This is a genomic window from Paracoccus sp. R12_2 (assembly GCF_017744015.1).
In the GTDB taxonomy this organism is placed as follows: Bacteria; Pseudomonadota; Alphaproteobacteria; order Rhodobacterales; family Rhodobacteraceae; genus Paracoccus.
In genome coordinates, this window is sequence record NZ_JAGHRA010000012.1 from 1 (window position 1) to 21,068 (window position 21,068).

20 protein-coding genes and 1 riboswitch are annotated in these 21,068 nt (G+C 67.1%); of the genes, 7 read left to right on the top strand and 13 right to left on the bottom strand.

Annotated elements, in window-relative coordinates:
• The 4 genes from J7359_RS13935 to cbiE all read right to left on the bottom strand — a co-directional run.
• The coding region (locus tag J7359_RS13935) for a cobyrinate a,c-diamide synthase (RefSeq protein ID WP_209057468.1) at positions 1-696 on the bottom strand (696 nt) is incomplete at its 3' end.
• Positions 697-707: 11 nt separating this feature from the next.
• Positions 708-1,481 (bottom strand): precorrin-4 C(11)-methyltransferase, encoded by a 774-nt coding sequence (gene cobM / locus J7359_RS13940; protein WP_209057469.1) that lies wholly within the window; start codon positions 1,479-1,481, stop codon positions 708-710.
• Complete coding sequence (locus J7359_RS13945) at positions 1,478-1,831, bottom strand: cobalamin biosynthesis protein (protein ID WP_209057471.1); 354 nt, start codon at positions 1,829-1,831, stop codon at positions 1,478-1,480. The genes cobM and J7359_RS13945 overlap by 4 nt, the downstream gene beginning before the upstream one ends.
• On the bottom strand, positions 1,828-3,018 hold the full coding sequence (cbiE, locus tag J7359_RS13950) for a precorrin-6y C5,15-methyltransferase (decarboxylating) subunit CbiE (RefSeq protein ID WP_209057473.1): 1,191 nt from the start codon (positions 3,016-3,018) through the stop codon (positions 1,828-1,830). Before cbiE ends, J7359_RS13945 begins: the two co-directional genes overlap by 4 nt.
• On the opposite strand from cbiE, the gene J7359_RS13955 reads away from it, so the two are divergent.
• Positions 3,017-3,775, top strand: a complete 759-nt coding sequence (locus J7359_RS13955) for a cobalt-precorrin-6A reductase (RefSeq protein ID WP_209057475.1) — start codon at positions 3,017-3,019, stop codon at positions 3,773-3,775. The two genes, cbiE and J7359_RS13955, sit on opposite strands and share 2 nt — an antisense overlap.
• Here the strand turns inward: J7359_RS13955 and cobJ are convergent.
• Genes cobJ through J7359_RS13990 form a run of 7 tightly spaced genes read right to left on the bottom strand, consistent with a single transcriptional unit; the run spans position 3,739 to position 11,594 of the window.
• Positions 3,739-4,482 (bottom strand): precorrin-3B C(17)-methyltransferase, encoded by a 744-nt coding sequence (cobJ, locus tag J7359_RS13960; RefSeq protein ID WP_209057477.1) that lies wholly within the window; start codon positions 4,480-4,482, stop codon positions 3,739-3,741. The two genes, J7359_RS13955 and cobJ, sit on opposite strands and share 37 nt — an antisense overlap.
• The gene (cobI, locus tag J7359_RS13965) at positions 4,479-5,222 is read right to left on the bottom strand and encodes a precorrin-2 C(20)-methyltransferase (protein WP_209057479.1); all 744 of its coding nucleotides are present in this window, start codon (positions 5,220-5,222) and stop codon (positions 4,479-4,481) included. Before cobI ends, cobJ begins: the two co-directional genes overlap by 4 nt.
• Before the next feature lie 3 nt (positions 5,223-5,225).
• The gene (locus tag J7359_RS13970) at positions 5,226-5,855 is read right to left on the bottom strand and encodes a precorrin-8X methylmutase (protein WP_209057481.1); all 630 of its coding nucleotides are present in this window, start codon (positions 5,853-5,855) and stop codon (positions 5,226-5,228) included.
• Positions 5,855-6,964 carry a precorrin-3B synthase gene (gene cobG / locus J7359_RS13975; protein ID WP_209057483.1) on the bottom strand — a complete coding sequence of 370 codons (1,110 nt, stop codon included), beginning with the start codon at positions 6,962-6,964 and terminating at the stop codon, positions 5,855-5,857. Before cobG ends, J7359_RS13970 begins: the two co-directional genes overlap by 1 nt.
• Positions 6,961-10,194, bottom strand: coding sequence for a cobaltochelatase subunit CobN (gene cobN, locus J7359_RS13980; protein WP_209057485.1), 3,234 nt, complete (start codon positions 10,192-10,194; stop codon positions 6,961-6,963). The genes cobG and cobN overlap by 4 nt, the downstream gene beginning before the upstream one ends.
• Entirely contained in the window at positions 10,194-11,240 is a 1,047-nt protein-coding gene (gene cobW, locus J7359_RS13985) for a cobalamin biosynthesis protein CobW (RefSeq protein ID WP_209057488.1), read from the bottom strand. The genes cobN and cobW overlap by 1 nt, the downstream gene beginning before the upstream one ends.
• A gap of 3 nt (positions 11,241-11,243) precedes the next feature.
• On the bottom strand, positions 11,244-11,594 hold the full coding sequence (locus J7359_RS13990; protein WP_209057490.1) for a DUF1636 domain-containing protein: 351 nt from the start codon (positions 11,592-11,594) through the stop codon (positions 11,244-11,246).
• A 98-nt stretch (positions 11,595-11,692) separates the two neighbouring features.
• Positions 11,693-11,899, bottom strand: a riboswitch (cobalamin riboswitch).
• Between the two features lie 39 nt (positions 11,900-11,938).
• Between J7359_RS13990 and cobO the strand changes: the two genes are divergently transcribed.
• The 3 genes from cobO (at position 11,939) to J7359_RS14005 (ending at position 14,781) form a co-directional block, all read left to right on the top strand.
• On the top strand, positions 11,939-12,568 hold the full coding sequence (gene cobO, locus J7359_RS13995; protein WP_209057492.1) for a cob(I)yrinic acid a,c-diamide adenosyltransferase: 630 nt from the start codon (positions 11,939-11,941) through the stop codon (positions 12,566-12,568).
• Positions 12,569-12,694: 126 nt separating this feature from the next.
• On the top strand, positions 12,695-13,420 hold the full coding sequence (otsB, locus tag J7359_RS14000; protein ID WP_209057495.1) for a trehalose-phosphatase: 726 nt from the start codon (positions 12,695-12,697) through the stop codon (positions 13,418-13,420).
• Positions 13,421-13,431: 11 nt separating this feature from the next.
• Positions 13,432-14,781 carry a trehalose-6-phosphate synthase gene (locus J7359_RS14005; RefSeq protein ID WP_209057498.1) on the top strand — a complete coding sequence of 450 codons (1,350 nt, stop codon included), beginning with the start codon at positions 13,432-13,434 and terminating at the stop codon, positions 14,779-14,781.
• A gap of 303 nt (positions 14,782-15,084) precedes the next feature.
• On the opposite strand, the gene J7359_RS14010 is transcribed toward J7359_RS14005, so the two are convergent.
• Positions 15,085-16,578 (bottom strand): asparaginase domain-containing protein, encoded by a 1,494-nt coding sequence (locus tag J7359_RS14010; RefSeq protein ID WP_209057500.1) that lies wholly within the window; start codon positions 16,576-16,578, stop codon positions 15,085-15,087.
• A 178-nt stretch (positions 16,579-16,756) separates the two neighbouring features.
• Between J7359_RS14010 and J7359_RS14015 the strand changes: the two genes are divergently transcribed.
• Genes J7359_RS14015 through J7359_RS14025 form a run of 3 tightly spaced genes read left to right on the top strand, consistent with a single transcriptional unit; the run spans position 16,757 to position 19,974 of the window.
• Entirely contained in the window at positions 16,757-17,218 is a 462-nt protein-coding gene (locus tag J7359_RS14015) for a (2Fe-2S)-binding protein (RefSeq protein WP_209057502.1), read from the top strand.
• 3 nt (positions 17,219-17,221) lie between these two features.
• On the top strand, positions 17,222-19,363 hold the full coding sequence (locus J7359_RS14020; RefSeq protein ID WP_209057504.1) for a molybdopterin cofactor-binding domain-containing protein: 2,142 nt from the start codon (positions 17,222-17,224) through the stop codon (positions 19,361-19,363).
• 11 nt (positions 19,364-19,374) lie between these two features.
• Positions 19,375-19,974: an Isoquinoline 1-oxidoreductase subunit gene (locus tag J7359_RS14025; RefSeq protein ID WP_209057505.1), complete on the top strand. Its 600-nt coding sequence runs from the start codon at positions 19,375-19,377 to the stop codon at positions 19,972-19,974.
• A gap of 53 nt (positions 19,975-20,027) precedes the next feature.
• Here J7359_RS14025 and J7359_RS14030 read toward each other — a convergent pair whose 3' ends face one another.
• The gene (locus tag J7359_RS14030; protein WP_209057506.1) at positions 20,028-21,065 is read right to left on the bottom strand and encodes a histone deacetylase family protein; all 1,038 of its coding nucleotides are present in this window, start codon (positions 21,063-21,065) and stop codon (positions 20,028-20,030) included.
• Positions 21,066-21,068: the final 3 nt, after the last annotated feature.

The window sequence follows — 21,068 nt, forward strand, 5'->3', positions numbered from 1 at the left end:
ATGCGGGGCGGCGGGGGGCAGGGCGCGCGCGGCGGCGGCCGCGACGATGCGGTCAAGATCGCAATGGGCTGCGATGAAGTCGCCGGCACGCTGCAGGATATCGTCCAGACCGGCGGTTTCCTCGGCCTGCACAAGGCCCAGGTGGCGTTCGGGCAGATCGATATTGCCCTGTCGGGGCAGCACGCCCAGAACCGCGATCCCCGCCGCCTGCATTCCCTCGCGGATCAGCGCCTCGTGCCGCACGGATGCGACGCGGTTCAGCACCACGCCCGCGAACGGCAGATCCGGCCGCAGCGAGGCAAAGCCTCGTGCCACCGCCGCCGCCGATTGTGCCTGACCGGACACGTCAAGGATCAGGACCACCGGCCACCCCATCAGCGCCGCGATCTCGGCGCTGGCGCCGATGCCGGTCTCGCCCGGTTTCGCCACCCCGTCGAACAGCCCCATCGACCCCTCGGCCAGCGCCAGATCCGCGTCATCCGCCAGCGCTGCGTGGGCTGCGATCTGCGCGGCACCCATTGCCCATGTGTCGAGATTGAACGACGCGCGACCCGAGGCCGCCAGATGAAATGCCGGGTCGATATAGTCTGGGCCCGACTTGAAAGGCTGCACCAACATGCCGTGCGCCCTCAGCGCGGTCAGCAGCCCCAGCATCAGCGTCGTCTTGCCGGTCCCCGAGGCTGGGGCGGATATCATCAGGCCCGGCGTCATTCGGAAAACCGCGGGCTGGGGCCGAACGGGCGATACCGGCGGTCGTAATCGGCGGCGTAAAGGCGGCTTTCATCAAATCCTTCTGCCGCCAGCGCGGGGCCGACAAGGATCAGCGCGGTCCGATCGATGCCCTGTGCCCGATCGGCGATGGTTGCAAGTGTCGCGCGGATCATCCGCTGGTCGGGCCAGCTTGCCCGCCAGACCACAGCGGCCGGGCAGCCCGGTCCGAAATGGGGCGTCAATTCGGACACGACGCGGTCCAGCGCATGAATGGACAGATGGATCGCCATCGTCGCGCCGGTTCTGGCAAAATTCGCCAATGTCTCGCCCTCGGGCATCGATGTGGCGCGTCCCTGAGTTCGCGTCAGCACGACCGATTGCGCGATGCCGGGCAGCGTCAGTTCGGTCTGCAGCAGGGCGGCCGCGGCGGCGAAGGCGGGGACGCCCGGCGTGACCTGGCAGGGAATGCCCAGATCGCGCAGCCGTCGCAGCTGTTCGCCCATCGCGGACCAGATCGACAGATCGCCCGAATGCAGCCGCGCGACATCCTGGCCTGCTTCATGCGCCGCCCGAATCTCGGCAATGATCCGGTCGAGGCTGAGGGGGGCCGTATTCACGATCCGCGCGCCCTGCGGGCAGTGGGCAAGCAGCGCGTCGGGGACCAGCGATCCCGCGTAAAGGCAGACCGGGCAGGCGGCGATCAGGTCGCGCCCGCGCAGCGTGATCAGATCGGCGGCGCCGGGACCGGCACCGATGAAATGGACGGTCATCTTGTTCCTTCGGGTTGGGATTCGGCGATGGCGGCGGTGGCGCTGCCGCAACTGCTGATGATGCGCGGGACCACGATGCGTGCGCCCGGACCGCATGCGGCCAGTGCGGCGGCCTCGGCCACCGATCCGGTCAGATGGGTCGCAAGCACGCGCGCGGACTGGCTGGGCGTCGTGATGCCTGCGACGGCGACCAGATGGAGGGGCCGTCCCAACGCGGCGACCTCGGTCCGGCGGGCGTCGATGGTCGCCAGCGCGCAGGCCGGTCCGCCGCGCGCCTCGGCCCGGGTCAAGGCGTCGCGCAACGCCTTCGCCGGGGCGCCGCTGCGGCACCCGATGCCCGCAATCCTCATCGCGTCACCTGCCATTGGGTGACCGGGCGGGCGGCCTGCCAGCCCCGCATACGGCCCAAAGGCGTGGCTTCGGCGATCTCGAGCCGCTGCAACTTGCCGCCATGGCGGTGTTGCAGGTCGAACAGCAATGCCTCGGTCTCCAGCGTCACGGCATTGGCAACGACTCGCACACCCGTCGGCAGCCGGGACCACAGATCGCGAAACAGCGCCGGGCTGCCGCCACCGCCGACGAAGACAGCATCGGGTTCGGGCAGGTCGTCCAGCGCCTGCGGCGCGGCGCCCGGGCACAGGGTCACCTGGTTGTCCATTCCGAACGCCCTGATATTCGCCTCGATATTGCGCTGTCGATTTTCGCGCGGCTCTACCGTCCAGGACCGTCCGCCCGCCAGCGCCCATTCGACCGAGACGGAACCCGACCCGCCGCCGATATCCCACAGGATCTCGCGCGGGCGTGGAGCCAGCGCGGCCAGCGTGATCGCGCGGATGGCGGACTTGGTGATCTGGCCATCATGGGTGAATGTCGCCTGCGGGCGGCCGGGCACGCGGGACAGGCCGATCTCTCGCGGCAGATCATCGCCGTTCAGCGCTACCGCGACGGGCGTATCGGCACCGGTCGCGCCGAAGCTTTCGGCACGGGTGAAGCGCACCCGTTCCTGCGGCCCGCCCATGCGTTCCAGCACCACCATGCCCATCGCACCCATACCCTGCGCCGACAGCCATCGCGCCAGCCCAGGCGGCGCCGTACCGTCGCGCAGCGTGGCGATGATCCGGCAACCGCGCGACAGATAGGGGCGCAGCCGGGCCAGCGGCGCGGCATGCAGGCCAAGGCAGGTCGTGTCCTCGATCCGCCATCCCAACCGTGCGGCGGCCAGCGAGAAGACGCCCGGCGCGGGCAGGGCGCGCCATTCGCCGGGCTGCAACTGAGCCGTCAGGCTGCCGCCCGCGCCGAACCAGAAGGGATTTCCTGACGCAAGAACCACGACGCGGCGACCTCGTTCGGCCAGGACCGGCGCGATATCGAACGGCACCGGCCATTCCCGACCCTTGTCGCCCGCCTTTGCAAGCGCAAGGTGACGCGGGCCGCCAAAGACGATATCGGCCCGCGACAGCATCGACCGGCTTGCATCCGGCAGTCCCGACAGGCCATTTTCGCCAATGCCGATGATGGTCAGCCAGGGTTCATCCATGTCACGCATCCTTCTTCTGGGCGGCACGACCGAGGCCGGCCGTCTGGCGCGGTTGCTGGCCGATGCGGGGATGGACGCGGTCTATTCCTATGCCGGCCGGACCACGCACCCGGTGGATCAGCCGCTGCCCATCCGCATTGGCGGCTTTGGCGGTGCCGATGGGTTGGCCGATTATCTGCGGGCGCAGGCGATCGGCCATGTCATCGACGCCACACACCCCTTCGCTGCCCAGATCAGCCGCAATGCCATCGCCGCAGCAAAGGCCACGACGGTTCCGATCCTGTCGCTGCACCGACCGCCATGGCAACCCGACGCTGGCGACAACTGGTTGCATGTGCCTCATCTTCAGGCAGCCGCGAAGGTTTTGCCCGAAGAACCGGCGCACGTGTTTCTGGCCATCGGCAGGCAGCATCTGGCAGCGTTTGCGGAACTTTCGCATCACTGGCTGCTGCGACTGGTGGATCCGCCCGATGCCCCGCTGTCCTTGCGCAACGCGCATGCAGTGATCGCGCGTGGCCCGTTCACGCCCGACGCGGACGAGGCGCTGCTGCGTGACCATGCGATCACCCATCTCGTCACCAGAAACGCTGGCGGAACCGGCGCCAAGGCCAAGCTGATCGCGGCACGGCGACTTGGCCTGTCGGTCGTGATGGTCGACCGTCCGGCCCTGCCGCCATGCGACAGTGTCGACACCCCGGAGGCTGCAATCGACTGGGTGCATCAGACGACCCCTGCGCGATGGCTGCGCGGTGTATAGACCCATCGCCCGACGCGTTGCGTGGCCCTGTTGCCGACCAGCACGACAGTCCGCATGTCGGCCATGTCGGGCGTGGCCTCGGCCAGCGTGACGATGCGTAGCGTCTCGGCCGGGGTCGAGACGGCGCGGGCAAAGATCATCAGCCGGTCGGGTTCGCATTCCTCGCGCAGGATGGCCAGCGCACGGACGAAACCGTCCGGCCGGCTGGCCGAGCGGGGGTTATAGAATGCCATCGCGAAATCGCCCCGCGCGGCATGGCGAAGCCGGTGTTCGATGATCGCGAATGGCTTGAGATTGTCCGACAGGTTGATCGCGCAGAAATCGTGGCCCAATGGCGCACCCGCGCGGGCGGCGGCGGCCAGCATCGCCGTGATGCCGGGCAGGACGCGGATGTCGGAATCCTGGCCGGGATGCGCCTCCAACGCCTCGAACAGGGCCGAGGCCATCGCGAAGACGCCCGGATCGCCCGATGACACGATCACGACGCGGCGGCCCATGGCGGCCATGTCCAGTGCCGATCTTGCCCTGTCCAGTTCGACCCGATTGTCCGATGGGTGCAATCTCAGGCCGGGGCGCGGCGTGATGCGGGCCACATAGGGAACATAGCCGACGATATCGGTCGCCTCGGCCAGCGCCGCAATGACCTCGGGGGTGATCTGCGCCTCGGCGCCCGGACCGATTCCGGCGACGGTGATCCAGCCGCTCATTCCGCGGCCCCGGCCAATCGGATGGGACGGCGCCCCTGGCCGTGGACCATCACGATGGCGAAATAGGGACAGTCCCGATCCTCGATCTCGGCCAGCCGCGCGACGCGTTGACCCGGCATGGTGCCGCGTTCAATCAGCCACGCCGAATCCAACCGGCCCGCACGGGCCAGCGCACGCCGGATCTTGGGAAGGTTGCGCCCGGTCTTCATCACCACCAGCGCGTCGGCGCCTTGCATGTGCCGCGTCAGATCCGCCTCGGACAGGGTGCCCATCAGCACGCACAGCACATCGTCACCCCATGTGATCGGCTGTCCCGTGGCGTTCCAGCAGCCGGCCATGCCGGGAATGCCGGGAATGATCTCGATCGCAGCGCTGTCGCGCAGCCGGACATACAGATGCATGAAAGAGCCGTAGAAGAACGGATCGCCCTCGCACAGCACCACGACATCCTCGTGGGCGGCCAGCGCCGCAAGTCGATGCGCCCAGTCGTCATAGAAGGCCGCCAGCAGATCGTTATAGGCGGGGCTGTCGAAGGGCAGTTCGGTCGTCACCGGATATTCCATCGGGTGTTCGTGGGCGCCCGATGCCAGCATTCCATCGACGATGCGGCGCGCCTGCCCCGGTCGTCCCGCCTTGCGGAAATAGGCGACATGACGCACGGACCGGATCGCCCGATCGGCGCGAACCGAGATCAGGTCGGGATCGCCGGGGCCAAGGCCCGCGCAGATGATCTTGCCCATCGCCTATTCCCTCCGGCTTGCCAGCGCGTTGACGGCGGCCACGGTGATGGCCGAGCCGCCAAGCCGCCCCCTGACGATCAGCGCGGGCACCGGCGCGGCGTCGATCAGGGCCTGTTTTGATTCTGCGGCCCCGACGAAACCGACCGGACAGCCGATGATGGCTGCGGGGCGGGGACAGGCCGGGTCTTCCAACATGTTCAGCAGATGGAACAGCGCCGTGGGCGCGTTGCCGATCGCGATCACTGCACCGGCCAGATGGGGGCGCCACAATTCGATCGCGGCGGCGCTGCGGGTATTGGCCATCGCGCGCGCCATGTCGGGGACGCGGGGGTCGTGCAGCGTGCAGATCACCGCGTTCTCGGCGGGCAGGCGCGGACGGGTGATCCCTTCGCTGACCATGCGCGCGTCGCACAGCACCGGTGCGCCACCCTGCAACGCGCGTCGCGCGGCGGCGGCCATGCCGGGGGTGAAACGGACATCGCGTTCCAGCCCGACCAGACCTGCCGCGTGGATCATTCGGACGACCACGGGCTCCTCGTCATCGTCGAAGCTGGACAGATCGGCCTCGGCCCGGATCGTGGCGAAGGATTGGCGATAGATCGCGGCGCCGTCGGTTTCATAGACATGTGGCATCACAGGATTCCTGGCAATTCATCGGGCCGCAGCCCGGTCCGCTGCGGGGCATCGCCCGCGCGACCGTTGCGGATCAGGTCGAAACCTTGCGGGGTCGCGGTCAGCGTCCGGTCGGCCGGGCGTGGCCAGCCGCAGCCCTTTGCGCAGCCCGACACATGCAGGATCGCACCGTCCGGTATCGCGGGGGCCAGTTGCCGCGCCAGTTCGCGCGTGGGCGCACAGGCCTGCGCACATCGGGGCGCGCCGGTGCAGGCGCGCAGCCGCAGGCGGGGATCGTCGGGGGACAGGATCAGGCCGCTCAGCGCTGGAACGGTCGCGAGCCCCTCGATCAGCAGCATGCGCCACGGGGTGACGCGAAGCGGACCAAATTCGGAAATTGCCTGTAGAAGGTCGGCTGTCATCTGGCCGAACTCCGGCGCGACTAGCACGCCCTGCGCGACCGGTCCCGGACCGGGGGCGCGTCGCGGCAAAGCCGAGGCGTGCACCGCGTTCTCAGGGTGCGGCCCGCGCGCGATCAGCGCCGCCATGCGGCCCCGGCCATCGGCCGCGCCGCCCAGGTCCAGAAACCAGCGGGCCATGGCGATGGCCTGTGCCGCACCGGACAGTCTTTGCCCGCGGGTCATGCCATCGGCGCGCAGGATCGGCAAACCATCCGCGCCACGTTCCAGCCGGATATCGGCGGGCGTGTCGGCCAGGACCGGGGCCGGGCCGGTATCGACGGCAAAGCCGAATTTCGCGGGCAGGGTCAGATCGCACAAGGCCAGCGCGGTCATCAGTTCGGCGGCGATCCGGTCCGTATCGGCGTCCGCGAAGGGCGTGACGACAAGGTTGCGGCGCGTCTCGGACGCGATGTCGGGATCGACCAGTCCCAGCGTCCGAAGCATGGCCACCAGCGGGGCGTGGCTGCCGGGCGTGACGCCGCGCAGTTGCAGATTGGCACGCCCGGTCAGGTCGATCCGGCCATTTCCGTGCTGGCGTGCGGCCTGTGCGGTGCCCGCCGCCTGCGCCGATGTCAGCCGCCCGCCGGGCGGCCGCAGCCGCACCACCCAGCCATCGCCTGACTCCATCGGGCGCAGCGCGCCGGGGCACCATCCCCTGATCGGCGTCATGATCCGGTCTCCAGCGTGGCCGCGATCGAATTGCGCCGTGTGAACCACAAACCGGCCTCGGCCAGACGACGGAACAGGTCGCGCATGGCGGCCAGCGCGGCGGGGTTGGCATCCGCCATGAACGCCACGATCCGGGCCCGGCCAAGCGTTGCATCGTGATAGAGGTCGAAAAGATGCGGGGGCACGGCCTGGGCCAGATGCGCGAACGCCGCCATATGGTCCAGCGTCGCGGCGATTTCCGCCGCACCGCGAAACCCATGCGCCGTCATCGCGTCGGCCCAGTGCGGATCGGCGGCCCGCGCGCGCACCACGCGGGCGATTTCTTCCGTCAGGGCACGGGCGCGGGGACGGTCCGGCCGGGTGGTGTCAAGGTGATACATCGCCGGCGCGTCCGCGCCGATCCGGGACATTGCCGCAGCAAAACCGGCTTCGTGCGCGGCATAGTCGGCGGCCAGCAGCAGATCGCTTTCAGGCAGGTCCTGCGCATGGACGAAACTGTCGGCGCATGCCAGCCTGGCTTCCAGTGCCGGGCGTTCGCGGCGGGGGACACCGTCCTGACCGATCGCCCAGCTTGATGCCGCCAGCCACGCCTCGGCGGCGGCCTGCCGCGCGGCTTCGGTGAATGTTCCGGCGGCGACGCCCATCCCCAGCCCATACTGACCCGGTTCGGGGCCGAAGACGCGTGGGCTGCGCGCAAGATAGGGATTGTCGGATGGGGCCTCGTCGCGCCCAGCCAACGCCGACGCACCGGTTTCGAACAGCTGCGCAAGCACCGGGAACGTGTCGCGGAACAGCCCTGACACCCGCAGCGTCACGTCGATGCGCGGGCGGTCCAGCAACGTCAGCGGGATCACCTCGATGCCCGAGACGCGGCCCGATCCTGCGTCCCAGACCGGTTTCAGACCGGCCAGGTTCAGGGCCATCGCGAATTCTTCGCCCGCCGTGCGCATCGTCGCGCTGCCCCAAAGATCGACGACCAGTCCGCGCGGCCAGTCGCCGTGATCCTGAAGGTGCCGACGCAACACCTCTTCGGCCAGTTTCACACCTTGCGCATGGGCCGATTTCGTCGGCACGGCGCGTGGATCGACGCTGTAGAGATTACGTCCGGTGGGCAGAACGTCGCTGCGCCCGCGCGCGGGCGACCCCGACGGGCCGGGGGGAACGTGGTCTCCGTTCAGCGCGGCCAGCAGGCCCGCGCGTTCCGCGGTGCCGCAGGAACCCGCGCCAAAGACATGCAGTCCTGCGCCGTACTGGCTTTCCTTGATGTCGCACACGAAGCGGTCGATCCGGGTGATCGCCTCGGCGGACGATGCGCCGGCCGGAATGCCCAGATCCGTTTCGACGCCCGCGCCGCGCGCCTCGTCCCGGATATCGGCGATCAGCCGGTCGCGGCGACCGGGGTCCAGCCCGTCGGCGGTCGAATATTCGTCCAGCAGCCGCTCAAGATCGCTTAGCCCCGCCGGTATCCGCGCCTGCTGCATCGGCGGCGGCAGATGGCCAAGCGTCACGGCGCCCAGACGCCGCTTGGCCTGCGCGGCTTCGCCCGGATCGTTGACGATGAACGGGTAGATGATGGGCAGCGCGCCCGCCAATGCCTCGGGCCAGCATTCGGCCGACAGTGCCACGGCCTTGCCGGGCAACCATTCCAGCGTGCCATGCGCGCCCATGTGGATCAGCGCGTGCAGGCCCTGCGCCCGCAGCCACAGATAGAAGGCGACATAGGCGTGGCGCGGCACGCGGCTGAGGTCATGGTAGTCATCGTCCCGCTGTCGCTGGTCGCTGCGTTCGGGCTGCAGTGCCAGCAACAGGTTGCCGCGACGCGCAGCGGCGAAATGAAACGCGCCATCCGCGAAGGCCGGGTCTTCGGCGGGTTCGCCCCATGTCCTGGACAGTTCGTCCCGCAGGCGTGGGGGAAGCGATTTCAGGGCCGCCAGATAATCCGCGACCGGAAACGCGATACGTTCGGTTTGCAGGGCTTGCGCCGAAGCCCCGGTCGGGACGCAATAGCCTTCGTCCGCCAACACGCTTGCGACCGCATCGGCCGAGGCCAGCGCGTCCAGCCCCACCGCATGCGCCATCTGCCAGTCGCGACCGGGATATGTGGACAGGATCATCGCCACCCGCCGCGCGGCGGGTGGCGTGATCGGCAATCGGTGCCATGCCGCGACCCGATCAACAGCTTGTGCGACGAGGACTGGATCTGCGCGATGCGCGAAGCGGCTGAATTGCAGGTCGGGATCGCGCGGCCCAGGCGCCTTGAAACTGACAGCGCCGGCGAAGATGCGGCCGTCGATTTCCGGCAGGACCACATGCATCGCCAGATCCGCCGGCGACAGCCCGCGCTCGGCCCGCGCCCATTCGTGCCGGCGATTCGTGGACAGCGCCACCTGGAAGACAGGGCAGGCCAAGTCGTCGAACGGGCCCGAAGCGGTCTCGGCCCGGACCGAAAATCCGGTTGCGTTGACGATCGCCGCAGGTGTGTCACGCAAGGCTTGTCGAAACCACGCCCCGAAGCCCGGCGATTTCAGCGACGGGGCAAAGACCCCGCAACTGGCAAACCCGGCCCGTCGCAAGCCATGGATCAGCGCGTCGATGGGCCCCGTATCGGCAGCGGCAAGATAGCTGCGGTAGAAGCTGACGATGGCCAGCGACCCCTCTGGCGCGGCCGGGATCACGCCGGCATCGGGATCGTAGAAGCCCCAGTCGGGCAATGTCGTCCGACCCGTCACCGGACCGGCATAGAGACCTGCGGCCAGTGCCATCTGCGCCAGCGCCGCCTGTGCGGCGACCGCGCCGCCCTGATCGCAAAGCCGCTTGAGTTGCCGCAGCACGGAACCCGGCACGGTCGAGACGGCATCCAGCCGGGGGTCGTCCCGCCCGTCTGCGGGCAGCACAGCCAGCGCGATGCCCTTGCGCCGCGCAAGATCCTGCACCGAGGCAAGGCCATAGGACCAATAGGCCTCGCCGCCGATCAGGCGGATCAGGATACCCTTTGCCCCGGCCAGAGTGTTTTCCAGGTAGGTATCGACCGACACCGGATGGCGCAGCGCCACCAGATTGCACAGCCGCATCGACGGCAGCGCGCCTTTCGCGCGTTTCCAGCCCGTCGCGAAAGCGCCCAGATCGCTGTCGGAATAGGACAGCACCACCAGATCCGCGGGCGTCTGACCGGGATCGAAGGGGGTGTCGGTCTCATCCAGACCGTGGCTTTCGCGGAAGACGACATGCATCAGGCGGGCACGGCCCGCAGAAGAACGTCGCGGATCGCGGATTCGTCGACGTGGGCATGTTCGCCAATCACGACCAGCCGCGAGACGCGCGGGGCATCGCCCCACGGACGGTCGAACTGGTGCCGGACCCGCGCGCCGACGGCCTGCACCAACAGCCGCATGGGCTTTCCGGTGATGGCGACATGGCCTTTCACGCGCAGGATGTTCTGTTCACGCGCAAGGCGTTCTATGGCGGTCATCAGTCCTGCCACATCGTCGATCTGCGGCAGTTCGATCACGACCGTGTCGAAATCGTCGTGTTCGTGATCGTCGGCGCCGTCGTGATGGCTGGGCCGCGCGGCCAGATCGTCTTCTGCCGCCGCGCCAAGCCCAAGCACCACCTGAGGGTCGATCGCCCCCTCGGTCACCGGCAGGATCGGCAGCTTGCGGGGGGCCACGGCGTCGATGGCGGCACGAGCCGCCGCGACACCCTCGGCCCCGGTCAGATCGGCCTTGGTCAGCAGCACCAGATCGGCGCAGGCGATCTGGTCCTCGAACAACTCGGAAAGAGGGGTTTCGTGATCCAGGCTGTCATCCGCCTCGCGCTGTGCCTGCACCGCTGCCGCGTCGGGGGCAAAGCGGCCATCCGCCACCGCCTCGGCGTCGGCCAGCGCGATCACCCCGTCCACGGTGATCCGCGACCGGATCGCGGGCCAGTCGAAAGCCTTCAGCAGCGGCTTGGGCAAGGCCAGCCCGGATGTCTCGATCAGGATGTGATCGGGCTTTTGCGGCAGTGCCATCAGCGTCTCCAGCGTCGGGATGAAATCGTCGGCCACGGTGCAGCAGATGCAGCCGTTCGACAGTTCCATGATGTTCTCGGCCGGGCAGTTGTCGTCGGCGCAGCCCTTCAGGATCTCGCCATCGACGCCGACGGTGCCGAATTCATTGACCAGAACGGCCAGTCGCCTGCCTTGCGGGTTCCGCATCAGGTGGCGGACCAGCGTGGTCTTTCCGGCGCCCAGAAAGCCGGTGATGATGGTCACGGGGGTCTTGGTCAGATCGGTCATGGATCACTCCTGCGGTGGGACTCGGGCAAGGCTTTGTTTGCGAAAGATCGTCGGCCGTTCCCGCCATGGAACAAGTCCGTCGGCGGTGGCGGCATAGGCTGCGGCCCCCGTCAGGATGTCGTCGGCATGTTCGGGGCCAAGGCGGCCATAAACATAGGTCCATTTGCCCGGTGCGGACAGCGCCACCGAACAGCCCTGAGAGCAGGCGGACAGGCATTCGACGGCGCGCAGTTCCACGCCATCTGGCAACGGACCGGTTTCCAGCGCCTGGTGCAGGCGTGTGCCGGGGCGTGGTTCGACCGGCTCTGCCGCAACCCCGCGGCAGGTCGTGCAGACATGCAAAATGGCGCGCATCGCGGCCCCTTCCTTTTTCGCGTCAGGGGTGGGGCCAGAAGGACAGACACGGGCGCACGGCCAGCCTCTGCCTGCCGGTCGCGGAACACCCCGTCCGCCCGTCAACAATCGGCGCTGGCAGGTCTCCCGGCTTGCGGATCAAACGGTCTGCCCGCCTTCCCGACCATTTGGGCCAGTGGCATGGGCGACCTCTCCGGTCACGGTCGCGGGGGCGGCTGCGTTCGGGACCTGCCCTTTCGGGCGGGGCCTTTCGCATTCCCTCTTCGCCTGTCACAGTGACAGGAACCAGCGCGCTCTCAACTGAGGCCGGCGCGCAGCCATTGTCAAGCGCAGGGAGCAGACGGATGAGCGAGACATGCGACATCACCCCCGAGGATCAGGCCCGGCACGCGCAGAAAATGGCGAAGAAGAAGGCCGCGCGCGACCGGATGATGATGGACAAGTCCGGTGAAAAAGGTCTGGTGATTGTTCATACCGGACCGGGCAAGGGGAAAAGCAGCAGCGGTTTCGGCATGATCATGCGCTGCATCGCGCATGGCATGCCCTGCGCGGTGGTCCAGTTCATCAAGGGATCATGGGAGACCGGCGAACGGCGTCTGCTGACCGACCATTTCGGGGATCTGTGCCAGTTCCACGCGATGGGCGAAGGGTTCACATGGGAAACGCAGGACAAGTCGCGCGACATCGCCGCGGCCCGCGCCGGATGGCAGAAGGCCCGCGAACTGATCCGCGATCCCGCGATCCGGATGGTGCTTCTGGACGAAATCAACATCGCGCTGCGCTATGGCTATCTGGACACGGCGCAGGTCGTTGATTTTCTTGCGGCCGAGAAGCCGCCGATGAGCCATGTCGTTCTGACCGGACGCGGAGCGCCCCAGCCGCTGATCGACGCCGCTGATCTTGTGACCGAGATGGCGATGATCAAGCATCCGTTCCGGGCGGGGATCAAGGCGCAGGCGGGGGTGGAATTCTGACGCTTGCCCCCGAAGGCGTCGCGGGGCAGGGTTTCGACACGCTTGAAATGAACCGTTCAACGGGTCTCGTGGTTGTCTTCGCAGGCAGCGCGGCGGAAGGCCCGCGACACAGGAGACAGCCGACAGATGACACCGCCAGATCTGCCTCGCGATACCGCGCTGTTTCTGGATTTCGACGGCTGCCTTGTCGAGATCGCCGACCGACCCGATGCGATCATCGTGCCGCCCGGCACGCCAGCCATGCTTGCAGAACTGCACGACGCCCTTGGTGGGGCGGTGGCGCTGGTGTCGGGGCGCAACGTGGATGATCTGCGCCAGTATCTGCCGGGTTTTCCAGGCGCGATCGCCGGCAGCCACGGGGCCGAGATGGCCTTGCCAGGGCAGGACATCGCCCCGGTCGATGCTGCGGATCTGGATGTCCAGGCCCTGCATGTCAGGGCCAGGGATCTTGCCGCCCATGACGACCGCCTGATGATCGAGCCTAAGCCGCACGGGGTGGTTATGCATTATCGCGCCGCCCCCGATCTGGCCGAATGGGTGGATCGCACGATGACGGAGCTTGTTGCCCATTATCCCCAGCTTGCGGTTCAGCAGGCCAAGATGGCGATCGAACTGCGTCCCGCGAATGCCGGCAAGGACCGCGCGTTGGCCCGGCTGATGGATCTGCCGCTATTTGCCGGGCGCGTGCCTGTCTATGCCGGTGACGACCTGACTGACGAGGTCGCGATGGCCGAGGCGCAGTCGCGGGGCGGTTTCGGCATCAAGATCGGCGAGGGCGACAGTTGTGCCCGCTATCGGCTTGCCGACCCCGCCGCGTTGTCGCGTTGGCTGAACCGCGCGCTGGCGGTCTGAGAGGAAGCATCATGTCCAGGCTTGTTGTCGTTTCGAACCGCCTTCCGCTGGGTGACAACCCCTCGGGCGGGCTTGTCGTCGCGTTGCAGGACGCGCTGCGCAGTTCTGGCGGGCTCTGGGTCGGTTTTGCCGGCGAGCCGGTCGAGTCCCCGGAAGACGAACTGGCCTGGCATCCCGGCGCCGCGTTCCAGCGCGCCAGTTTCGATCTGACACAGGAAGATTACGAGGCCTATTATCTGGGCTATTCCAATTCGGTCCTCTGGCCGCTGTGCCACGGGCGCGTCGATCTGATGCGCATCCTGCCCGGTCATGTCGAAGGATATCGCCGGGTGAACGAACGAATCGCGAAGCTGCTGGTGCCGCATCTGCGGCCCGACGACCGGATCTGGGTGCAGGATTACCACCTGTTCGCGCTTGCCTTTGAACTGCGCAAGCTGGGTGTCGAATGCCCCATCGGCCATTTCCTGCATATCCCGTTTCCCGGTCCCGCCGACTGCGCGGCATTGCCCAATCCGGGCGAATTGTTCGACTGGCTGTCCCATTACGACCTGCTGGGATTTCAGGCCGGGCGCGATCTGTCGAATTTCACCGAAAGCGCCCGGCAACTGGCCGAGATCGAGCCGCTGCACGATCATCGGCTGCTATTGCAGGGGCGGGTCCTGCGGGCGGATGTGTATCCCATCGGAATCGATACGGCGGCGTTCATCGAAGAGGCGCGCACCGCGCCGGACGAGGATCGGATGCGGTCGCTGACCGGCGCGCAGATGATGATCGGCGTCGACCGGCTGGATTACTCGAAAGGTATCCCGCACCGATTTCGCGCCTTTCAGTTGCTGATGGAAAACAATTCCGATCTTCACGAGAAGATCTCGTTCCTGCAGATCGCCCCGCCGACGCGCGAGGCGGTCGAGGCGTATCGGGATATCCGCGAAGAGACCGAGCATCTGGCCGGACGGATCAACGGTCAGTTCGCGACGGTCAACTGGACGCCGATCCGTTTCATCCATCGTCCGATCCCCCGCAACGTGCTGGCAGGGCTGTATCGGCAGGCGCGGATCGGTCTGGTGACACCGCTGGCCGACGGCATGAACCTGGTGGCCAAGGAATATGTGGCAGCGCAGGACGTTTCCGATCCCGGCGTCCTGATCCTGTCGCGATTCGCCGGCGCGGCGGAAACCATGGGGGATGCGCTGATCATCAACCCGCATGATCCCTGGGAACTGGCCGAGGCCATCGCGCGCGCCATGCACATGACCGCGAACGAACGCCGCAGACGCCATTCGGCGCTGCTGCGCGACGTCGTGGAACATGATGTCGGTTGGTGGTCGGCAACCTATCTGGACGCTCTTGCGGCGGCGTGATCAGGCGCGTCTGTCCGGCTTCGTTGCGGAACGGCTGAATTTTTCATCTTTCCGCGCGTGACTGCCGAAAGAAGATGCATCTTGCTGCGTTGCGGCAATTCCGTGCCGCATTTGCATGACCCGGCCGGGATCGTCGGACAAACTGAGATTGTCGAGGCGAACAAACCTCGGGCATTTCCTCCCCGGTCCGTGTGCTTGGACCTTTCGGGAAAGCCGCCGGGCACCGCCGCCCCCCTCCTCCCTGCGGCAGGTGTTCCGGCGGCTTTTTCATTTTCGGTCGCGGATAAGTCCGGGTCTTGCGTCTCAATCTCGGGTCGGCACGACTTTCAGCGGCGCAATGCGGCCCGCCGGATCGTGCAGCATCAGGACAGGGTAGGTGTCGCCTTCAAGGATCAGCACGCCGCCCGGCAACCGGACGTCGGACTGCCACAGCACCGCGCCATCCGGGGCAACAAAGGCGGGTGCGTCACGCATGATCAGCCGACCGGGCCTGTCCAGTGACCATACGGGCCGCCCATCGCCCGTCCGCAGGACCAGCCCGTCGGGGCCATTGTCCAGAGACGCACCACCGCAGGCCGATTTCAGCGCCATGCCCGGCCGCAGGACCGCGCCATCCACAAGCCGGTCCTGCCCGGTGCATTCGCCGGCAAGATTTCTCTGCATCAGCCGGCGCAGGCCAGCGCGGTCCCAGCCGTTGTGGTTTGCGGCGGCCGACAGGACCGAGAATTTGGCGAAGGCCGCGAGCGGGGTCATGTCGCCCGCCCCGATGGCGCCGGTTCCGGCGATCCACGCGCCGGCGGCGTAGTTGAAGGTGCCGACCTTTCCGCCTATGACCCGGCTGCCGACGATGGTCGTCACCCCCGCGTCGTCCGCGCGTCTCAGGGCGGCCTCTATCCCGCCGCCGCCCGCAGGCAGGTTCCCCTCGCCATAGCCGGTCAGCAGGATGCCGCGCGCGCCCTGTGCCACCGCCGCATCGATCATCGCGGCCAAGGGGGGATGCTGGCGGCCATGATCCGCCGGAGTGGCCGGAATTTCGACGACCGGATGCTGTTCGATGGAAGCCTCTACCGCATCAAGCTGGGCCGTGGCTATCACCCGCGCCGAGGGGTCATCCAGTGCAAGCCGTGGATCGGCAGGGCCCGGCAGCGGCGCTGCGTGCCCATGCCAGACGCCAATGCCCACTTCTGCCAATGGCTGAAAATGCGGGCTGTCGAACGCCGCGAAGCGCGTGGTCGAGACCTTGATCGCCCTGGATCCGCGCCACAGCTTGCCGTCGAAGAACAACGACACCTCGGGAATGCGCAGTGCGGCGCAGGCCAGCGCACCGGAAAGATTCGCGAAACCGTCGCCGCCCGCGTTCAAGACCAGATCGTCGCTGGTCTCGCGGAACAGCGGCAACTGGGCGCCGGTCAGGATCACCGGCTTGGACAGCACCGCACGACCAATGCCGAGCGGGTCGACGACATTCAGCAGAAAGGGCAGCGCGGCGGCGCTGTAATCCATCGTGTCGGTGCCATGCAGCACGACGAACGCGTCGTGATCGGCATAACCTGTCAGGATGTGACGGGCGATGCGGCACCAGTCGCCCGGTCGCAGATCGGTGCTGTCCAGCAGTCCCGAAGCGCTGTCAAAGCGCAGCCCATCATCAAAGTGCAGATCCAGCTGCGGGAATGTGGCGGCAAGGGTCGGACCCAGCAACTGTCTTGCGGCGCCGGCAAAACGGTCCGCAGGCATCGGCGCCAGCGGTTTTCCGGCGCAGGTGATCGTGCCGCCGGCGATGATGATGCAGATCCGCATTAGCCCCTCCTGTCGTGGATTTGTGATAGTCCGACGCAGCGGGCGGGTAAAGCGACAGGCACGCGGAACGGATCGCGCATGCGCGCGTTAACCGCTGGCGGGTTTTCTGCGGCAAGAGGTCGCGTCTTGCGGGATTTCTGTTAAGCTCGCCTCAGCCAGCCAGAAGGAGAGGCCAGCGATGACAATCAGCTTTACCGTGAACGGACAGGATCGAAGCGTGGATGTCGATCCTGATACCCCCTTGCTGTGGGTGCTGCGGGATGAATTGCGCCTGACCGGCACCAAGTTCGGATGCGGAATCGCCCAGTGCGGCGCCTGCACCGTGTATCTGAACGGCATGACGCGGCGGTCCTGCGTCACCCCGATTTCGATGGTCGAGGGGTCCGATGTGACCACGATCGAGGGATTGTCCGGTCCCGAGGCCGAAGCCGTGCAGGCCGCCTGGACCGCCATAGACGTGCCGCAATGCGGCTATTGCCAGTCGGGGCAGGTCATGTCGGCGGCTGCGCTGCTGCAGCAGAACGGCGCGCCGACCGACGAGGACATCGACAACGCGATGGCCGGCAATATCTGTCGCTGCGCGACCTATGTCCGTATCCGGCAGGCCATCCATGATGCTGCCAAGACGCTGGAGGGCTAGGCGATGAACATCCACACTTCTCGCCGCGGTTTCCTGACCGGGTTGATCGTCGCGGTCGCGTTGCCGCGACTTGCGCGCGCCGAGGCGCGTCCCGGCTATTTCAACGAACTGCCCGCGCTTGACGGAGATTGGGCGCCGAATGCCTTCATTCGCGTCGCGCCCGACAACACCGTCACGGTCCTGATCAAGCATATCGAGTTTGGCCAGGGTCCCTATACCGGCCTGACGACGCTTGTGGCCGAAGAGCTGGACGCGGACTGGGGCCAGATGCGCGCCGCAGCCGCCCCCGCCGATGCCGAGAAATACGCGAACATGGCCTTCGGGATGCAGGGCACGGGCGGTTCAAGCTCGATGGCGAACAGCTTCATGCAGATGCGCAAGGCAGGTGCCGCTGCCCGCGCCATGCTGGTCGCGGCGGCCGCCGAGAAATTCGGCGTGCCTGCCGATCAGATCACCATCGAGAAAGGTGTGCTGAGAGCTGGCGATCAGTCTGCCAGCTTCGGTGAACTGGCCGAGGCCGCTGCCAGCCAGACCGCCCCCGATGATCCGCAGGTCAAGTCGCCCGATCAGTTCAGGCTGATCGGCACCGACCTGCCAAAGGTGGACACGAAGGCCAAGACCGACGGGCAGGCCGAATTCTCGCTGGATATCTATCTGGACGGGATGCTGACTGCGGTCGTAGCCCATCCGCCGAAATTCGGCGCGACTGTCGCCTCGGTCGACGATTCCGCCGCGCTGCAGGTGGCGGGCGTGCAGAAGGTCGCCCAGATCCCGCAAGGGGTCGCGGTCTATGCCGACAACACCTTCGCTGCGCTGAAAGGTCGTGCGGCGCTGGAAATCGCCTGGGACGACAGTTCCGCCGAAACGCGCAGCACCGACCAGATGATCGACCAGTGGACAGCGGCTGCGCGGGCCACCGGACACGCGGCGCGCGACTGGGAGGTCGAGGCCACAGGCGATGTCGATCAGGCGCTGAGTGGCGCCGAGATGGTCGAGGCGACCTATGTCTTTCCCTACCTCGCCCATACCCCGATGGAGCCGCTGGATGGCGTGATCCGTCTGGGCGATGGCGAGGCTGACGTCTGGATGGGCAGTCAGATGCAGACCGGCGATGTCGGCACGCTGGTCAGCACGCTTGGCATTCAGAACGTGCGCCTGAATACCATGCTGGCGGGGGGCAGTTTCGGCCGTCGCGCACAGCCTGACGCGCATTTCGCCGCCGAACTGGGCGAGGTCGCCAAGGCGCATGGTCCCGGCGCGGTCAAGTTGCTCTGGACGCGCGAGGATGACATCCAGGGGGGATATTATCGCCCGCTGACAGTGCACAACATCCGCGCGGCGCTGGATGCGGATGGCAAGATCACGGCCTGGGATCACGGGATCGCAGCGCAGCCGATCTTCGTCGGCACCCCGTTCGAAGGGATGCTGCAGGGCGGACCCGATTTCAGCGCTTTCGAGGGCGCATCCGAACTGCGATACGCGACCGCCAGTCATCGTCTTCGTTGGGCACAGATGGAATCGCCGGTGACGACGCTGTGGTGGCGGTCGGTCGGTCACAGCCACACGGGGTTCGCCGTCGAATGTTTCGTCGATGAACTGCTGGAAAAGGCCGGACGCGATCCGATCGAGGGTCGGCTGGCCTTGCTGGGCGACGATCATCCGCGCGAAAAGGCTGTGCTGCAGCGCGTGGCCGAAATGGCTGACATGTCGGGCGATTTCGGATATGGCGTGGCGGTTGTCAAATCCTTCGACAGCTATGTGGCGCAGATCGCCGAAGTCGAGGATCGTGGCGGCGTTCCGCATGTCCGCCGTGTCTGGTGCGCGGTAGATTGCGGGCTGGCCGTCAACCCCAACATCGTGCGCGCGCAGATGGAGGGGGGGATCGGCTATGGTCTCTCTGCCGTGCTGTTCAGCGAGATCACGCTGGATCAGGGCGGCACCATCCGTCAGCAGAACTGGGACAGCTATCCGATCATGCGCATCCCGCAGATGCCCGCGGTCGAGGTCGAGATCGTGCAGTCCGCCGAGCCGCCGACAGGCGTCGGCGAACCCGGCACGCCGCCCATCGGCCCTGCGGTCGCCAATGCCTGGCGTCGCATGACCGGAAAGGCGCTGCGCCGTCTGCCCATCGTTCCCGTCGCATGAGGAGGCACATGATGACACGCCTGATGATGCCCGTCACGCTTGCGGTTGTGCTGGCCTTTCCCGCTGCGGCGCAGGACCTGCGCGCCCCGTCGGAATTTGAAAGCATCGCGGACCCGTCCGAACGGTCGGCCGCCATCTTCGAAGAGATGGGCAAGGTTCTGACCCATCCCCGCTGCCTCAATTGCCACCCCAAGGGCGACAGTCCGACGCAGGGCGATGATATGCATCCGCATATGCCGCCGGTGGTGCGGGGTGCTGCGGATTTCGGGGCGCCGGGCATGACCTGCAACACATGTCATGGGCCGGAAAACTATGAAACCGTCGGCGTTGGTGGAATCGAAAGCGTTCCAGGTCACGAGCCATGGTCCTTGGCCCCGGTCGAGATGGCCTGGACCGACATGAGCCTGGGCGAGATCTGCACGCAACTGAAGGATCCCGAGCGCAACGGCGACCGGACCATGGACGAGATCCACGATCACATGGCCAATGACGGCCTGGTCGGCTGGGGCTGGGATCCGGGCGAAGGCAGGACGCCCGCGCCCGGATCCCAGCAGCTTTTCGGCCAGCTGACGCGGGCATGGATCGACACCGGGGCGGCCTGTCCCGGATAAGGCCCCGGATATGAAAACGAACAGGGCTCCGCGATCACCGCGGGGCGCTTTCTTTATGGTCGGCGGTTCAGCCAACCGCCCAGGAATGATTCGATGTTGCGGGTCAGGTCGTCGGAAAGATAGCCGCCTTCCTGAACCATGACCGTCGGCAGGCCCAGATCCGCGATCAACCGCGCCGCCCTGGCGAAGCAAGGGGTGGTCACGGCCAATCCCCGCAATGGGTCGTTTTCGTGCGCGTCCAGCCCCAGCGCAAGCACCAGCGCGCCTGGGGCGAAGTCCCGGACGCGGCCAAGTGCGGCCTCGATCGCAGCCAGCCACGCCTCATCGCCCGATCCCATCGGCAGAGGCAGGTTGAGGTTGTAGCCCTTGCCCGCGTCGCGCCCCGTTTCGTGGGCATAGCCGAGAAAGAACGGATAGAAGTTTTCGGGCGCAGCGTGGACCGACACCGTCAGCACATCATTCCGATCATAGAATATCTCTTGCGTGCCGTTGCCGTGATGGACGTCGATATCCAGCACCGCAACCCGTTCGTGGCGACCGCGCAGGGCCTGTGCCGCAATGGCGGAATTGTTCAGGAAGCAATGCCCCGCCGCGCTGTCTGCGTCGGCGTGATGGCCGGGGGGCCGGCACAGCGCATAGGCTGCGGGCGCACCATCCAGCACCGATGCCGTTGCCGCCAATGCGGTGTCGACGCCTCGCAGCGCCGCGGTCCAGCTGTGCCGTCCGACCGGGCAGGCGGTGTCTGCAAGATGCCAGCCGGCGCGACCCACGATGCCGCCGGGATAGGATTGAGAGGCTTTCTGCGGATGCAGGTTCGCCACCACTTCGGGGCCGGCGCCGGGAAATTCCTGCCATTCGTCCCAGCAGGTTTCCAGAAAGGACAGATAGCGTTCGGTATGAATGGCCCGCATCGCCGCCCGGTCGGATTCCGGCGGCGTTACGACCGTCAGATCCAGCCGCGCCAGCCCCGTCAACAGGCGCGCGGCGCGTTCGGGCAGTTCCTTGTTCGGGCTTGGGACACCGCGCAGCATCCAGAAGCGCGGATCATGCGCCTGGGTTTCGGGTGCGTAGAAGCAGGGCAGGTCGGGCATGGC

Excerpts from the sequence above, each read along its gene's own strand:
- cobM (WP_209057469.1), bottom strand. The coding sequence starts at position 1,481 with ATGACCGTCCATTTCATCGGTGCCGGTCCCGGCGCCGCCGATCTGATC.
- J7359_RS14020 (WP_209057504.1), top strand. The coding sequence starts at position 17,222 with ATGAACATCCACACTTCTCGCCGCGGTTTCCTGACCGGGTTGATCGTC.
- J7359_RS13955 (WP_209057475.1), top strand. The coding sequence starts at position 3,017 with ATGTCACGCATCCTTCTTCTGGGCGGCACGACCGAGGCCGGCCGTCTG.
- J7359_RS14025 (WP_209057505.1), top strand. The coding sequence starts at position 19,375 with ATGACACGCCTGATGATGCCCGTCACGCTTGCGGTTGTGCTGGCCTTT.
- J7359_RS14015 (WP_209057502.1), top strand. The coding sequence starts at position 16,757 with ATGACAATCAGCTTTACCGTGAACGGACAGGATCGAAGCGTGGATGTC.
- J7359_RS14010 (WP_209057500.1), bottom strand. The coding sequence starts at position 16,578 with ATGCGGATCTGCATCATCATCGCCGGCGGCACGATCACCTGCGCCGGA.
- cobO (WP_209057492.1), top strand. The coding sequence starts at position 11,939 with ATGAGCGAGACATGCGACATCACCCCCGAGGATCAGGCCCGGCACGCG.
- cobW (WP_209057488.1), bottom strand. The coding sequence starts at position 11,240 with ATGACCGATCTGACCAAGACCCCCGTGACCATCATCACCGGCTTTCTG.
- J7359_RS13990 (WP_209057490.1), bottom strand. The coding sequence starts at position 11,594 with ATGCGCGCCATTTTGCATGTCTGCACGACCTGCCGCGGGGTTGCGGCA.
- J7359_RS13945 (WP_209057471.1), bottom strand. The coding sequence starts at position 1,831 with ATGAGGATTGCGGGCATCGGGTGCCGCAGCGGCGCCCCGGCGAAGGCG.
- J7359_RS13970 (WP_209057481.1), bottom strand. The coding sequence starts at position 5,855 with ATGCCACATGTCTATGAAACCGACGGCGCCGCGATCTATCGCCAATCC.
- otsB (WP_209057495.1), top strand. The coding sequence starts at position 12,695 with ATGACACCGCCAGATCTGCCTCGCGATACCGCGCTGTTTCTGGATTTC.
- cobG (WP_209057483.1), bottom strand. The coding sequence starts at position 6,964 with ATGACGCCGATCAGGGGATGGTGCCCCGGCGCGCTGCGCCCGATGGAG.
- cobJ (WP_209057477.1), bottom strand. The coding sequence starts at position 4,482 with ATGAGCGGCTGGATCACCGTCGCCGGAATCGGTCCGGGCGCCGAGGCG.
- cbiE (WP_209057473.1), bottom strand. The coding sequence starts at position 3,018 with ATGGATGAACCCTGGCTGACCATCATCGGCATTGGCGAAAATGGCCTG.
- cobN (WP_209057485.1), bottom strand. The coding sequence starts at position 10,194 with ATGCATGTCGTCTTCCGCGAAAGCCACGGTCTGGATGAGACCGACACC.
- J7359_RS14030 (WP_209057506.1), bottom strand. The coding sequence starts at position 21,065 with ATGCCCGACCTGCCCTGCTTCTACGCACCCGAAACCCAGGCGCATGAT.
- J7359_RS14005 (WP_209057498.1), top strand. The coding sequence starts at position 13,432 with ATGTCCAGGCTTGTTGTCGTTTCGAACCGCCTTCCGCTGGGTGACAAC.
- cobI (WP_209057479.1), bottom strand. The coding sequence starts at position 5,222 with ATGGGCAAGATCATCTGCGCGGGCCTTGGCCCCGGCGATCCCGACCTG.